Raw genomic sequence first — 15,039 nt, forward strand, 5'->3', positions numbered from 1 at the left:
GCAGGGCCATGCGCGTTCTGATTATCGAAGACGAAGAAAAAACCGCGGACTATCTGCACCGCGGCCTGAGCGAACAGGGTTACACCGTGGACGTGGCGCCGGACGGCATCGAGGGGCTGCACCTGGCCCTGGAAACCGACTACGCGGTGATCGTGCTCGACGTAATGCTACCGGGCCTGGACGGCTTCGGCGTACTGCGAGCCCTGCGCGCCCGCAAGCAGACACCGGTGATCATGCTTACCGCCCGGGAACGGGTCGAGGACCGCATCAAGGGCTTGCGCGACGGCGCCGATGACTACCTGGGCAAGCCCTTCTCCTTCCTCGAACTGGTGGCCCGCCTGCAAGCCCTGACTCGTCGCAGCGGCGGCCATGAACCGGTGCAGGTGAGCATCGCCGACCTGTGGATCGACCTGATCAGCCGCAAGGCCACACGGGCCGGCCAGCGCCTGGACCTGACGGCCAAGGAGTTCTCCCTGCTCAGTGTCCTGGCCCGCCGCCAGGGCGAAATCCTCTCGAAAACCGCCATTGCCGAAATGGTCTGGGACATCAACTTCGACAGTGACGCCAACGTGGTGGAAGTGGCGATCAAACGCTTGCGAGCCAAGCTCGATGGGCCGTTCGAACAGAAGTTGCTGCACACCATTCGCGGCATGGGTTATGTGCTGGAGAGTCGCAGCGATGACCGTCCCTGACAGCATCGCCCTGCGCTTGAGCGGCATGTTCACGCTGGTGGCGGCACTGGTGTTCCTGTTGATCGGGGGCGCTTTATACCAGCAGGTCGCCAAGGGCCTGGGCCTGTTGCCCGAAGCCGAGCTCGATGCCCGCTACAGTGTCCTGGAGTCCACCGTTGGCCGCTACGGCACGCCTGAACACTGGGTGAAGATCAACAACAAGCTGCGATTGCTCGGAGAAGAAGACAAGCGCATCCATTTCTGGATCGTCAGCGACGATCCGCGCTTTGAATACGGCAATCCCGATGCGCAGATCCGTGCCTTTGCCCAAGGCGCCCTGGGTAAGCGCGACCTGACCTTGCCCCAACGACACTACCCGATGAAAGTGCTGGTGAGCCAATTCCCGGCCAAGGACCAGCGCCCGCCGCTGCGCTTCATGATCGGCATCGACACCGAGACCTTCTACCAGACCCAGCATCGCCTGCTGGTGGCACTGGTGAGCCTGGCGATTGTCGGTGTGTTCCTGGCTTCGTTGCTGGGCTACTGGGTCGCACGCATCGGCCTCAAGCCGCTGATAAAGCTGTCCGATGAAGCCCGGCGCCTGGCCCCGCCCCGCCTGTCCGGGCGCTTGCAGCTATCGCCCTTGCCGCCGGAGCTGAGTCAGTTCGTCAGTTCCTTCAACGCCACCCTCGACCGGGTCGAACAGGCTTACTCGCGGCTGGAATCGTTCAACGCCGACGTCGCCCATGAATTACGCTCGCCCCTGACCAACCTGATCGGCCAGACCCAGGTAGCACTGACCCGTGGGCGCTCGGCCGAACACTACTTCGAAGTACTGCAATCGAATCTCGAAGAGTTGGAGCGGCTGCGCTCGATCATCAACGACATGCTGTTCCTGGCCAGCGCCGACCAAGGCAGCAAGGCCACCAAACTGACCAGCACCTCCCTGGCCGGCGAAGTGGCCACCACCCTCGACTACCTGGACTTCATTCTCGAAGACGCCCAGGTCCAGGTCCGGGTCAGCGGCGATGCCCAGGCCAACATCGAGATCGCCCATCTGCGTCGGGCACTGATCAACCTGCTGAGCAACGCCGTACAGCACACCGCGCCCGGGCAAGTGATCGACGTGCACATCGAAGCCCTTGGCGACCAGATCACCCTCGCGGTCACCAACCCCGGCGAACCGATTGCCGGCGAGCACCTGCCGCGCCTGTTCGAACGCTTCTATCGCGTCGATGCCTCGCGCAGCAACAGTGGCGCCAACCATGGGCTGGGTCTGGCCATCGTCAAGGCCATCGCACTGATGCATGGCGGGGACGTATTCGTGCGCAGTGACCAGGGTGCCAACACATTCGGGATCCGCTTGCCAGCCTGAGGCCTCCACAAGGTTCGATCTTTTCCAGCATTGAATGCTGGGCGAAAGCCAACTCGATCAGAATCGACAGACCGCAGCCTTCGGCAGCTCCTACCCATTTATTGCGCAAACACTGATTGCCCGCCCTCACCGATCCAAGCACAATCAGCAAAAGGCCAGCATCTGGTTCATTGCCGGTTTGCAATCCTTTGGGACGGATCCCAGCCACATCACAATGCAGACATCGGACCCATGAGCGCGCGCAGTGCGACACCCGGCAACACCCCGCCTTCGATACGTTCAGAACGGGTACTCGTACTGGCCAGTTCGCTGGTTGTCATTGCCATCCTGAGCATCGTGACTTTCCTGCTGATTCGCGAACATGCCGCCGCACAACAGGCAGCAACACGTGCGGCGAACAATATCGTGCAACTGATTGACGCCGACGTGCTGCGTAACGTGGAGCTCTACGATCTGTCGCTGCAAGGTTTGGTCTCGGCCGCCAAACGCGAAGACCTGAAAGACGTTTCGCCGGCGATTCGCCATCTGGCGCTATTCGACCGCGCCACCGCCGCCCCCTACAAAGGCGACATCCTGCTGCTGGACAAACGCGGCGATGTGATCGCTGACTCCGCCTCGATCACGCCACGTATAGGCAACTATGCCGATCGGGAGTATTTCCAGTCCCATATCCAAGATCCGAACCCGGGCATGATGATCAGCCGCCCGTTCCACTCCAGAAGTCATGGGCATGAATGGCGCATCAGTTTCAGCTATCGATTGAGCGATGAACGGGGTGAGTTCATGGGCGTGGCCGAGGCTGCGATGCGCCTTAGCTACTTCAACCAATTGTTCAAGAGCCTGAACATTGGTCATGGCGGCACGGTCAACCTGGTCAGCCGCGACGGTATCCTCCTGGCACAAGAGCCCCCCTTGGCCGAAGACCTGACAGGCAAGGACTTCAGTCACCGACCGAATTTCATGCGAATCCTGCGCGAAGGCAATGGGAGCTTCACCAGCATTTCCGGCCAGGATCAGAAGCCGCGCCTGTACACTTTTTCCCAGGTGGGCAACCTGCCATTGATCGTCGTGGTGGCGCTCTCCTCTCAAGAGGTGTTCGCGTCATGGCAACGCACGGCATTGCTGGTCAGTGGCGCCACTGGCGCACTCTGCATCGGTTTGCTCTGGCTCACCTGGCTGCTGCGCCGCGAATTGCGACGCCGCTACAGAGCTGAACGGGAATTGGCTCAACTGGCATCCGTCGACTCCCTTACAGGACTGGCCAACCGACGAACACTGGACGAGACGTTGCAACAGGAATGGCTGCGTGCCCAACGTTCGGGGCAACCGTTGTCTGTGCTGATGATCGATGCCGATCACTTCAAGGCATTCAACGACCGTCATGGCCATCAACGGGGTGATGAGGCCTTGCGAACCTTGGCGCAGTTGATCAGCAAGCATGTCCGTCGCCCTGCCGACCTGGCAGCGCGCTACGGTGGTGAAGAGTTCTCGGTTGTGCTGCCCGAGACCACCACCGCTGGCGCGTTCACCATGGCCCAGAACATTCGCGAAGCAGTTGAACAGTTGCTGCCTGTGGCCGAGGGGGAAGCGCCGATGACGGTCAGTATCGGCATCGCCACTTGGGTAAACGGGCCGTATGGCGAGCTCCAACAACTGTTGTTCGCGGCGGACAAGGCGCTGTACCAGGCCAAGTCCAGTGGGCGAAATCGTGTGGTTTGCGCGATGTGACGCTTTCCCTGTGGCTGTTCACTTAGTGTGTATATCCGTTGCTGCGGTAACGGCCACTGGCGGTTCCGCTCTTGCAGCGGCTCACTTTTGAGAAGCCCGGAAGCCGGCCCAGTCAAAAGTAAGCAAAACGCTCATGCCCCACCACTTGGTGCCTCGCTTAGGCTCGGCATGCCTGAACGAAGGCATTGCTCCGTGGGCCGCCGCGAAGGGCCATCCATGGCCCAGCGCGGCTAACGGGGCGCCCGAGATCAACGTCCACCGCGAGGCGGCCTAACAGCCGACCTGGTTCTTGATGGGGAGCGCGTTTCCCCTGTGGGAGCGAGCCTGCTCGCGATGGCGGTGGTTCAGTCACATGGATGCTGGGCTTGCCGGCCTCATCGCGAGCAAGCTTTGCTCCCACAGATCTGACAGGTGTACGACCAGGAGAGCCAGGTCGGCTGTTAGGCCGCCTCGTGGTGGACGTTGATCTCGGGCGCCCCGTTAACCACACGGACCCACGGAGCAATGCCTTCGTTCGGGCACACCGAGCCTAGGCGAGGTGCCGAGCCTAGGCGAGGTGCCGAGCCTAGGCGAGGTGCCGAGTGGTGGGGCAAAGCGCTTTTGGTTACTTTTGGCTGGTCCGGCTCCCGGCTCTTCCAAAAGTGACCCGCCGTAAGGGCGGAACCATAAGCCGCCGTTACCGAAATAACGGATATAAACACCAAGAAAGCGCCCATAAAAAAAGGCCACCCAAAGGCAGCCTTCAAAAACTAGAGAGGTTTTTTTGCCTACACGGCCGCAACAGGGCGCATGTAGGAGATTGGTGCGGTGCTGGCGTCTTCGAACGTCACGACTTCCCAAGCATCTTTCTGCTCAATCAACTTGCGCAGCAGCTGGTTGTTCAGTGCATGGCCGGACTTGAAGCCCTTGAACTCACCAATCAGGCTATTGCCCAGCAGGTAGAGGTCGCCGATTGCATCGAGAATCTTGTGTTTGACGAATTCGTCTTCATAGCGAAGGCCGTCTTCGTTCAATACACCATCGGAATCGACCACGATCGCGTTTTCAACACTGCCGCCGAGTGCGAGGTTGTGCTTGCGCAGGTACTCGATGTCACTCATGAAACCAAAGGTACGGGCGCGGCTGACTTCTTTTACGAACGAAGTGCTGGAAAAATCCACGCTTGCACTCTGGGTGCGGTCACGGAAAACCGGGTGATCGAAATCGATCTCGAAGCTCACCTTGAAACCTTCGAAAGGGACGAAAGTGGCGCGCTTGTCGCCGTCTTCCACTGTCACTTCCCGCAGGATGCGGATGAACTTCTTGGCGGCATCCTGCTCTTCCAGGCCTGCCGATTGAATCAGGAATACGAAGGGTCCGGCACTGCCATCCATGATCGGGACTTCGGACGCGGAGAGCTCGACGTAGGCGTTATCGATGCCCAGGCCAGCCATGGCCGAGAGCAAATGCTCCACCGTATCCACTTTGGTGTCACCGTTGACCAGAGTGGTCGACATAGTGGTTTCACCAACGTTTTCCGCGCGAGCAGGAATCTGCACCACAGGGTCGAGGTCGGCACGACAAAACACAATGCCGGTATCGATAGGCGCGGGCTTGAGGGTCAGGTAGACCTTCTCGCCGGAGTGCAAGCCGACACCTGTGGCACGGATAATATTCTTCAGGGTGCGTTGTTTAATCATGGCATGGGCCGCTTCAGCGCAAATTGCGAACTGGTATCAACAAAGGCTGGCGATGATAGCAGACCAGACCTTTGCTGAACACCAATCACCCGTATCCCCCTGATACATTTCATCAATCGGCCTGACGACGCAGGAAAGCCGGGATGTCCAGGTAATCCAGATCGTCTTGCGGATTCATCTTCGCGGCAGTCGCTGTACCGGCCTGGGCCTGGTTGCGCATGACGGTCGGACGGTCCAGGTCACGGTAGTTCACCGCAGGCGCTTCCTGACGCGAAGCCACTTGTTGTTGCGGTTGCGAAGCCATGGAGGTGTGAACGGTGTTGTCGATGACCTTCACAGGCTTCTCGATTTTCGCGCCCAGACCGGTGGCAACTACGGTAACGTGCAACTCGTCGCGCATGTCCGGATCGATAACGGTACCGACCTTGACCATCGCGTGCTCGGAAGCGAAGGCTTCGATGATGCTACCCACGTCGGAGTACTCACCCAGGGACAGGTCAGGACCGGCGGTGATGTTCACCAGGATGCCGCGTGCACCTTGCAGGTTCACGTCTTCGAGCAACGGGTTGCGGATGGCCGCTTCGGTGGCCTCGCGTGCACGGTTCGGACCGCTGGCGCAGCCAGTGCCCATCATCGCCATGCCCATTTCGCTCATGACAGTCCGTACGTCGGCAAAGTCGACGTTGATCATGCCTGGACGCTTGATGATGTCGGAGATACCGCGAACGGCACCGGCCAGCACGTCGTCAGCCTTGGCGAAAGCCGACAGCAGGCTTGCGTCTTTACCCAGGATGGTCAGCAGCTTCTCGTTGGGAATGGTGATCAACGAGTCGACGCTTTCAGACAGCAGACGGATACCTTCGTCGGCGATCTGCATACGCTTGCGGCCTTCGAAAGGGAACGGACGAGTCACCACCGCAACGGTGAGGATCCCCATTTCCTTGGCCACTTCGGCGATGATCGGCGCCGCACCAGTACCGGTGCCGCCGCCCATGCCCGTGGTGATGAACACCATGTTGGTGCCTTGCAGGACTTCTGCGATGCGCTCACGGTCTTCAAGAGCGGCCTGACGACCGACTTCCGGGTTGGCGCCGGCGCCCAGGCCTTTGGTCACGCCAGTGCCCAATTGCAGGATGGTCCGCGCGCCGATGGATTTCAGCGCTTGGGCATCAGTGTTGGCGCAGATGAATTCAACGCCTTCAATGTTGCTCTTGACCATGTGGTTGACAGCGTTGCCGCCGCCACCGCCGACACCGATTACTTTGATAACCGGGCTAGCGGGGATGTTGTCTACGAGTTCGAACATTTTCCCTCTCCTTTCATTCTCTAGTTTTTTCGCCTACTGCGTTTGCTGCGTCTTCCAGCGCCAAGCCTGAAACCTGCCGCGTGAAGCTTTGAAACTGTTTAAAAGTTGCCTTTGACCCAAGCCTGGAGCCGCTCGAACAGCGGAGCCTTCGGCTCGTCGCTGCTGTAGCTGTCGCGGCTGCCGATGCCTGAGAACGAAATCCCGTCGGACTGCTTCTGCAGGCCGTACATCAACAGGCCCACGCCGGTGGAATAGATCGGGTTGCGGACCACGTCATCCAGGCCCTTGACGCCATGGGGCACGCCCAGGCGCACCGGCATGTGGAAAATCTCTTCGGCCAGCTCGACCGCGCCTTCCATCTTCGACGTACCGCCGGTCAGCACGATGCCGGCCGGGATCAGGTCTTCGTAGCCACTGCGACGCAGTTCGGCCTGGATCAGCGTGAACAGCTCGTCGTAACGCGGCTCGACCACCTCGGCCAAGGCCTGGCGCGACAGCTCGCGCGGTGGACGGTCGCCAACGCTTGGCACCTTGATGGTTTCGCCGGCACCGGCCAGCTTCGCCAGGGCACAGGCGTAACGGATCTTGATTTCCTCGGCGTACTGGGTCGGGGTGCGCAACGCCATGGCGATGTCGTTGGTCACCTGGTCACCGGCAATCGGGATCACCGCCGTGTGGCGAATGGCGCCTTCGGTGAAGATCGCGATGTCGGTGGTGCCGCCGCCGATGTCCACCAGGCACACGCCCAGCTCTTTCTCGTCGTCGGTCAGCACCGAGTAGGCCGAGGCCAGTTGCTCGAGGATGATGTCGTCGATTTCCAGGCCGCAGCGGCGCACGCATTTCTCGATGTTCTGCGCAGCATTCACCGCACAGGTCACCACGTGGACCTTGGCTTCCAGGCGCACGCCGGACATGCCCAGGGGCTCACGCACGCCCTCCTGGTTATCGATCACGTAATCTTGCGGCAGGGTGTGCAGCACACGCTGGTCGGCCGGGATCGCCACGGCCTGGGCCGCGTCGAGCACGCGCTCAAGGTCGGCGGAGCTGACTTCGCGATCACGAATGGCCACGATACCGTGGGAGTTCAGGCTGCGGATGTGATTGCCCGCCACGCCGACGAACGCCGAGTGGATCCGGCAACCGGCCATCAGCTGCGCCTCTTCGATGGCGCGCTGGATCGATTGCACGGTGGACTCGATGTTCACCACCACGCCTTTTTTCAAGCCACGGGACGGGTGTGTACCGATCCCGACGATGACCAGCGTGCCGTCGTCCGCGACTTCGCCTACCAGCGCCACCACCTTGGAAGTGCCGATATCGAGACCGACGATCATTTTCCCGCTTTGCACGTTTGCCATGGGTCCTGCCTCTTCTTAATTCTTCGCGACGGCGGGTACGGCCGTCGTGGGCGCTACAGGTTCCCGCCAGCCAACAGCCAGGCCGTTGGCGTAGCGCAGATCGATGCGCGCAATGTTCGTAATCTGTTCTTTAAGCGTCTTGTCATAGATGGCGATGAAGCGGCGCATCTTTTCCACCAGGTTGCCGCGACCGAGCAACAGCTCGATGCCCGGCCCCGAGCTACCCGCGCCAGTGGTCAGGAACCAACTGCCGCGCTCACGCAATTCCAGGCGCGCGATGGAGAAGCCCAATGGCCGCAACATCTGGCTCAACACCTGGTATTGCTGCATCACTTGCTGCTGGGCCCGCTGTGGGCCGAACAGTTGTGGCAAATGTTCATAGTTGGCCAGTTCCCGCGGCGTAAACGCCTGGCCCTGGTTGTTCAACAACGACTCGTCGCCCCAACGGGCCACCGGCAATTGCTCTTCCAGGCGGATCGACACCTGGTCAGGCCACACCCGGCGGACTTCGGCGTGGGCGATCCAAGGCATCTGCTCCAGTTCCTTGCGCATGCCCGCCAGGTCGATGGTGAAGAAACTCGACGCGACGAACGGAGCGATCCGCTGCTGCACGGCCTGCTGGCTGATGTAGCTCAGGTCGCCCTGGACGTTGATCCGGGCGATCGGCCGGTCGGCATAAGGCAGCAACCGTTGCGCGCCTTCATACGTACCGAACCCCAACGCCACCAGCAGCACCGGCCAGAACAGGCTCTTGAGAAAGCCAAAATTGGCTTTCGGCAAGCGCGCCGACATCGGCTCTTTGGCCACCATTCGGCTGGCACCCCGCGGCACCGGCTTGCGACCGGGTGCGGATGGCTGATGACGAAGCGATGCGCCTTGCATGGCTTAACCTCTTGGCTCTTGATGGCCGACACTGGCGGCCAGGATCGACACCACCAGTTGCTGGAAATCCAGACCGGCGGCGCGCGCCGCCATTGGCACCAGGCTGTGGTCGGTCATGCCAGGCGCGGTGTTGACTTCCAGGAACCAGAACTGCCCATCGGCGTCCTGCATCACGTCTGCCCTGCCCCAACCGGCGATACCCAGCGCCTCACAGGCCTTGGCCGTGAGGTCCATCAGTTCTTTTTCCTTGGCGGCGTCCAGCCCGCAGGGAATGCGGTACTGGGTATCGTTGGCGACGTACTTGGCGTCGTAGTCATAGAACGTGTGGGGCGTGCCCAGCGCAATCGGAGGCAATACCTGGTCACGCAGGGTGGCGATGGTGAACTCGGGACCGGTGATCCATTGTTCGACCAACACTTGCGAATCGTAGGAACTGGCGTCTTTCCATGCCGCGGTCAACTCAGGCAGCGAATTCACTTTCGCCATGCCGATACTTGAACCTTCATGGGCCGGTTTGACGATCAAAGGGAAGCCCAGTTCCGTGGCCGCCGAAATACAATCGGCCTCGGATGCCAGCACGGCGTGACGCGGCGTCGGAATGCCGAGACTGTGCCAGACCTGCTTGGTGCGCAGCTTGTCCATCGCCAGGGCGGAAGCCAGGATGCCGCTGCCGGTGTAGGGAATGCCCAGGCATTCGAGCAGACCTTGCATGCTGCCGTCTTCACCACCGCGACCATGAAGGATGATGAATGCGCGGTCGATCTTTTCGCTCAGCAGGCGCTGCAGGAAGTCGTCGCCCACGTCGATGCCGAATGCGTCGACACCGGCGCTTTGCAGGGCTTGCAGCACGGCATTGCCGGACTTGAGGGACACCTCGCGCTCGGCGCTCTTGCCGCCGAACAGCACGGCAACGCGGCCGAAGGCTTTCGGATCAAGGGTCGAGACCAGGTTGGCGTAGGCAGCAGTCATTTCAGTTTCCCCTCGCTGGAAGCCACGATTGCCCCGGCGAATAACGGACTGTTCAACAGTTTCGGAGCCAGGCCCCCAATGTCACCGGCACCCTGGCACAGCAGGATGTCGCCGGCGCGCAGCAGCGGCTTGACCAGCGGCGCGAGGTCCACGCCGCGTTCGATGTAGATCGGGTCCAACTGGCCGCGCTGGCGAATGCTGTGGCACAGCTGGCGGCTGTCGGCCCCCGGGATCGGCTCTTCACCGGCCGGGTAGACTTCCATCAACAGCAACACGTTGGCGTCGGCCAGCACCTGGACGAAATCGTCATACAGGTCGCGGGTGCGGCTGTAGCGGTGTGGCTGGTAGACCATCACCAGGCGGCGTTCCGGCCAGCCACCGCGCACGGCCTTGATTACCGCCGCGACTTCGGTCGGGTGGTGGCCGTAGTCGTCCACCAGCATCACGTTGCCGCCGTCCACCGGCAGTTCGCCGTAGACCTGGAAACGTCGGCCCACGCCCTGGAACCCGGACAGGCCCTGGACGATGGCTTCATCACTGACGCCTTCGTCGGTGGCGATGCAAATGGTGGCCAAGGCGTTGAGCACGTTGTGGTTGCCGGGCATGTTCACCGACACATCCAATGGCTCGCGATCAGGGCGCAGCACGGTGAAGAACGTCTGCATGCCTTGCTGGCGCACGTTGATGGCGCGCACGTCGGCTTCTTCGCCGAAACCGTAGGTCATGGTCGGACGCTTGATCAGCGGCAGGATTTCGCGCACCACTGGGTCGTCCAGGCACACCACCGCCAAACCGTAGAACGGCAGGTTGTGCAGGAACTCGACAAAGGTTTTCTTCAGTTTGTTGAAGTCGCCGTCGTAGGTCGCCATGTGGTCGGCGTCGATGTTGGTGACCACCGCCACCAGCGGTTGCAGGTGCAGGAAACTCGCATCGCTCTCGTCGGCTTCGGCGATCAGGTAGCGGCTGGTGCCCAGTTGGGCATTGGTGCCCGCGGCGTTCAGGCGACCGCCGATCACGAAAGTCGGGTCCAGGCCACCGGCCGCGAACACCGAGGCGATCAGGCTGGTGGTGGTGGTCTTGCCGTGGGTACCGGCGACGGCGATACCGTGGCGATAGCGCATCAGCTCGGCCAGCATCTCGGCCCGTGGTACCACGGGGATACGGCGCTCCAGGGCGGTGGCGACTTCCGGGTTGGAGGTGTTCACGGCACTGGAAACCACCAGCACGTCGGCATTGGCGGCGTTCTCGGCACGGTGGCCGATAAAGATCTGCGCGCCGAAGGATTCCAGGCGCTCGGTGACCGGGGAGGCCTTCAGGTCGGAACCCGAGACCTGGTAACCCAGGTTCAGCAGCACCTCGGCGATCCCGCACATGCCCACGCCGCCGATACCGACGAAGTGGATGCGGCGGATACGGCGCATTTCCGGTTGCGGCATGGCTTTGCGATTCTCAACCATGGGCCACCTCCAGGCAGGTATCGACCACTTGGGTCGTGGCATCGGGTTTGGCCAGGCGGCGGGCGGCGCGGGCCATGTCTTCAAGTCGTTGCGGCTGCATCAAAACCTCTGTCAGGCGGGCGGCAAGATCCGCGGCGCCAGTCGTTCTTTGCGGCATCAGGAAGGCAGCGCCTTCACGGGCCAAATAATCGGCATTACGGGTCTGGTGATCGTCGATGGCGTGGGGCAAAGGCACCAGCATCGAAGGCAGACCGGCGGCAGCCAGTTCACTGATGGTCAGCGCGCCTGCGCGGCAGACCACCAGGTCGGCCCAGCCATAGGCTTGGGCCATGTCTTTGATGAAAGGCTGCACTTGCGCCTCGACGCCAGCGGCGCGGTAGCGCTCGGCGGTCACTTCATCGTGGTTTTTGCCGGCCTGGTGAAACACTTCCGGGCGCAGTTCGGGGGCGATCTGCGACAGGGCTTCGGGCAGCAATTTGTTCAACGGTTCGGCCCCCAGGCTTCCGCCCAGGACCAGCAAACGCGCCTTGCGTCCAGCCAGGGCCGGGCGCGGTGTATCGAAAAACAGCTCGGTACGCACCGGATTACCGGTGGTGCGGCGGCTGCCCGACAGGGTAAAGGTGTCGGGAAAGGCTTCACAGACCCGGGCGGCCAACGGCACCAGTAACCGATTGGCGGTACCGGCCACGGCGTTCTGCTCGTGAACGATCACCGGCACACCGGCCAATTTCGCCGCAACACCGCCGGGACCGGTCACATAACCGCCAAACCCCACCACGCACACCGGGCGCAACCGACGGATGATCGCCCGCGCCTGCCAGACCGACTTGAGCAGCATCAGCGGCGCCTTGAGCAACGACAACTTGCCCTTGCCCCGCAGGCCGCTGGCGTCGATCCGGTGCAGCTCAAGACCAGCAGCTGGCACCAGTTCGTTCTCGATGCCCCGTGGCGTGCCCAGCCAGTGCACGGTGTAGCCGCGCGCCTGGAACTCCCGGGCACAGGCCAGCGCCGGGAACACGTGCCCGCCGGTACCGCCCGCCATGATCAGCACGTTAGCGCCCATGAGTCGGCTCCTCGGCGAAGTCGCTCTCCTGGAATTCCATCTCTTCGCTGCCCAGGTGGGTTCGACTCTCCCATTCGATGCGCAGCAACAGGCCGAGACAGGCACAGCAGATCACCAGGGAGCTGCCGCCATAACTGAGGAACGGCAGCGTCAGGCCCTTGGTCGGCAACAGGCCGACGTTCACGCCGATGTTGATCAGGAACTGGCCGATCCACAGGAACGACAAGCCATACGCCACGTAGGCGGCAAAAAACTGCTTGGCCTTCTCGGCCCACAAGCCGATGTACATGCCGCGCACGCAGACGAATACGAACAAGGCCACGGTGCACAAGGACCCCACCACGCCCAGCTCTTCGGCCAATACCGAGAACACGAAGTCGGTGTGGGCTTCCGGCAGGTAGAACTGCTTCTGCACGCTGTTGCCCAGGCCTACGCCCAGCCATTCGCCGCGACCGAAGGCGATCAGCGCCTGGGTCAATTGATAGCCGGAACCGAACTGGTCGGCCCACGGGTCGGTGAAAGTGATCAAACGTGCCATCCGATAAGGCTGCGCCTGGACCAACACGGTCACGGCCGCCACTGCCAATGCCACCATCAGGATGAAACGGAACAGCCCGACGCCACCCAGGAACAGCATCGCCGCCGCCGCGCCCATCATCACCACCGTGGCGCCGAAGTCCGGCTCCATCAGCAGCAGGCCCGCCATCGGCAGCAGCACGATGAACGGCTTGAAAAAGCCCATCCAGCTCTCGCGCACTTCTTTCTGGCGACGCACCAGGTAACCGGCGAGAAAAATCACCACGAAGACCTTGGCGATTTCCGAAGGCTGCACGTTGAAGAAACTGAAGCCGATCCAGCGCATGGAGCCGTTGACCTCGCGGCCAATGCCCGGCACCAGCACCATCACCAACAGGCCGAAGGCACCGAGCAGCATCATCCAGCCCAGGCGCTGCCAGGTGGCGATCGGTACCATCATGGTGACGATGCACGCGCCCAGGCCGATCACCAGGTAAACCAAGTGGCGGATCATGTGGTAAAGCGTGTTGCCCGACTGCACGGCGGCCACTTCCGACGACGCGGAGGTGATCATCACCAGGCCAAGGCCCAGCAAGGCCAGGCAACCGGCGAGCATCGGGAAATCCAGGTCGATGCCGCGCCCGGTGATCAGCGGCGACGGGTACGGCTTGATGATATTCATCAGGCTCATGCCAAGTCCTCCGCGGCCCGGGCGAACAACTGCCCACGCTCTTCATAGTTCTTGAACATGTCGAAACTGGCGCAGGCCGGTGACAACAGCACCGCATCGCCCGGGTGCGCGAGAGCGCGGCATTGCTGCACCGCCTCGTCCAGCGAACCGACCCGAACCAGCGGCACGGCGTCGCCGAGGGCCTGGGCGATCAATTCGCGGTCACGGCCCATCAGCACCACGGCACGGCAGTTGGCCGCCACCGGGTCGCGCAGGTCCTTGAAGTCGGCGCCCTTGCCGTCGCCGCCGGCGATCAGCACGAGCTTGCCTTCGATGTCCGCGCCCAGCCCTTCGATGGCCGCCAGTGCGGCACCGACATTGGTGGCCTTGGAGTCGTTGTACCAGGCCACGCCGTCCAGGTCGCGCACCCACTGGCAGCGGTGCTCAAGACCCGCGAAAGTGCGCAGGGCCGAAAGCATGGCGTCGAACGGCAGGCCGACCGCATGGCCCAGGGCCAACGCGGCCAGGGCATTGGCCTGGTTATGGGCACCACGAATCTTCAGTTCGCGCACCGGCATCAGGTTCTGGAATTCGAAGGCCAGGTATTTCTCGCCATTCTCTTCGCGCAGCCCGAAGCCTTTGAAGTCCGGCACGCCCAGGCCGAAGGACCAGCAGGGCATGCCTTCGCCCAACAACGGACGAGTCAGGGCGTCCTGGCGGTTGAACACCACTTGCCGGGCACCACGGAAGATCCGGTGCTTGGCCAGGTGATAAGCCGGCAGGCCGCTGTAGCGGTCCATGTGGTCTTCGCTGACGTTGAGCACGGTCGCCACTTCGGCGCCCAGGTGGTCGGTGGTTTCCAGCTGGAAGCTCGACAGCTCCATCACGTACAGCTCGACGTCGTCACTGAGCAGGTCCAGTGCCGGGGTACCAAGGTTGCCGCCCACGGCGACGCGCTTGCCGGCCGCCGCGGCCATCTCGCCCACCAGGGTGGTGACGGTGCTCTTGGCATTGGAACCGCTGATGGCGATGATCGGCGCCTTGGCGTTACGCGCGAACAGCTCGATGTCGCCGGACAATTTCACGCCACGGGCAGCGGCCGCCTGCAGGGCCGGAGTCGCCAGGGCCAGCCCGGGGCTCACGTAGAGCTCGTCGGCGCGGCACAGGAATTCGACGTCCAGCTCGCCACAACGCACGTCCACCTGCGGATAGTCACGGCGCAGCGTGGCCAGCTCAGGTGGATTTTCCCGCGTATCGGCGACGGCAAACGACACGCCCCGGTTCGCCAGGAAGCGAACCAGGGACATGCCGCTCTTGCCGAGGCCGACAACGATGCGGAAGTGGTCAGAAGCGATCAGGGACACT

The 15,039-nt window shown here is 62.2% G+C and carries 12 protein-coding genes; 3 read left to right on the plus strand and 9 right to left on the minus strand.

Translation table 11 applies throughout. The features are described from left to right. The first annotated feature begins 8 nt into the window (after positions 1-8). From KI235_RS24640 to KI235_RS24650, 3 genes are all read left to right on the plus strand, one after another. Positions 9-692 (plus strand): heavy metal response regulator transcription factor, encoded by a 684-nt coding sequence (locus tag KI235_RS24640; protein ID WP_003205338.1) that lies wholly within the window; start codon positions 9-11, stop codon positions 690-692. After that, positions 679-2,046, plus strand: a complete 1,368-nt coding sequence (locus KI235_RS24645; RefSeq protein WP_003205339.1) for a heavy metal sensor histidine kinase — start codon at positions 679-681, stop codon at positions 2,044-2,046. Before KI235_RS24640 ends, KI235_RS24645 begins: the two co-directional genes overlap by 14 nt. A 231-nt stretch (positions 2,047-2,277) precedes the next feature. Then, complete coding sequence (locus tag KI235_RS24650) at positions 2,278-3,774, plus strand: sensor domain-containing diguanylate cyclase (protein ID WP_003205340.1); 1,497 nt, start codon at positions 2,278-2,280, stop codon at positions 3,772-3,774. Between the two features lie 767 nt (positions 3,775-4,541). Here the strand turns inward: KI235_RS24650 and lpxC are convergent. The 9 genes from lpxC to murD all read right to left on the minus strand — a co-directional run bounded on the left by lpxC (position 4,542) and on the right by murD (position 15,038). Then, positions 4,542-5,453: a UDP-3-O-acyl-N-acetylglucosamine deacetylase gene (gene lpxC / locus KI235_RS24655; protein ID WP_003178240.1), complete on the minus strand. Its 912-nt coding sequence runs from the start codon at positions 5,451-5,453 to the stop codon at positions 4,542-4,544. A 112-nt stretch (positions 5,454-5,565) separates the two neighbouring features. After that, positions 5,566-6,759 (minus strand): cell division protein FtsZ, encoded by a 1,194-nt coding sequence (gene ftsZ / locus KI235_RS24660; protein WP_003205341.1) that lies wholly within the window; start codon positions 6,757-6,759, stop codon positions 5,566-5,568. Between the two features lie 98 nt (positions 6,760-6,857). Further along, entirely contained in the window at positions 6,858-8,117 is a 1,260-nt protein-coding gene (ftsA, locus tag KI235_RS24665; RefSeq protein ID WP_003205342.1) for a cell division protein FtsA, read from the minus strand. Between the two features lie 15 nt (positions 8,118-8,132). Further along, a complete protein-coding gene (locus KI235_RS24670) occupies positions 8,133-8,999 on the minus strand; it encodes a cell division protein FtsQ/DivIB (protein WP_013694173.1) in 867 nt (288 codons plus the stop codon). Between the two features lie 3 nt (positions 9,000-9,002). Then, a complete protein-coding gene (locus KI235_RS24675; RefSeq protein WP_003205344.1) occupies positions 9,003-9,968 on the minus strand; it encodes a D-alanine--D-alanine ligase in 966 nt (321 codons plus the stop codon). Beyond that, positions 9,965-11,425 carry a UDP-N-acetylmuramate--L-alanine ligase gene (gene murC / locus KI235_RS24680; protein WP_003205345.1) on the minus strand — a complete coding sequence of 487 codons (1,461 nt, stop codon included), beginning with the start codon at positions 11,423-11,425 and terminating at the stop codon, positions 9,965-9,967. Before murC ends, KI235_RS24675 begins: the two co-directional genes overlap by 4 nt. Further along, positions 11,418-12,488 carry an undecaprenyldiphospho-muramoylpentapeptide beta-N-acetylglucosaminyltransferase gene (murG, locus tag KI235_RS24685; RefSeq protein ID WP_003205346.1) on the minus strand — a complete coding sequence of 357 codons (1,071 nt, stop codon included), beginning with the start codon at positions 12,486-12,488 and terminating at the stop codon, positions 11,418-11,420. The genes murC and murG overlap by 8 nt, the downstream gene beginning before the upstream one ends. Beyond that, positions 12,478-13,689, minus strand: a complete 1,212-nt coding sequence (gene ftsW / locus KI235_RS24690; protein WP_172681419.1) for a putative lipid II flippase FtsW — start codon at positions 13,687-13,689, stop codon at positions 12,478-12,480. Before ftsW ends, murG begins: the two co-directional genes overlap by 11 nt. A gap of 2 nt (positions 13,690-13,691) precedes the next feature. Continuing rightward, positions 13,692-15,038, minus strand: a complete 1,347-nt coding sequence (gene murD, locus KI235_RS24695) for a UDP-N-acetylmuramoyl-L-alanine--D-glutamate ligase (RefSeq protein WP_003205348.1) — start codon at positions 15,036-15,038, stop codon at positions 13,692-13,694. Position 15,039 lies beyond the last annotated feature (1 nt).

The sequence above is a fragment of the Pseudomonas sp. St386 genome, from assembly GCF_018325865.1.
In the GTDB taxonomy this organism is placed as follows: Bacteria; Pseudomonadota; Gammaproteobacteria; order Pseudomonadales; family Pseudomonadaceae; genus Aquipseudomonas; species Aquipseudomonas brassicacearum.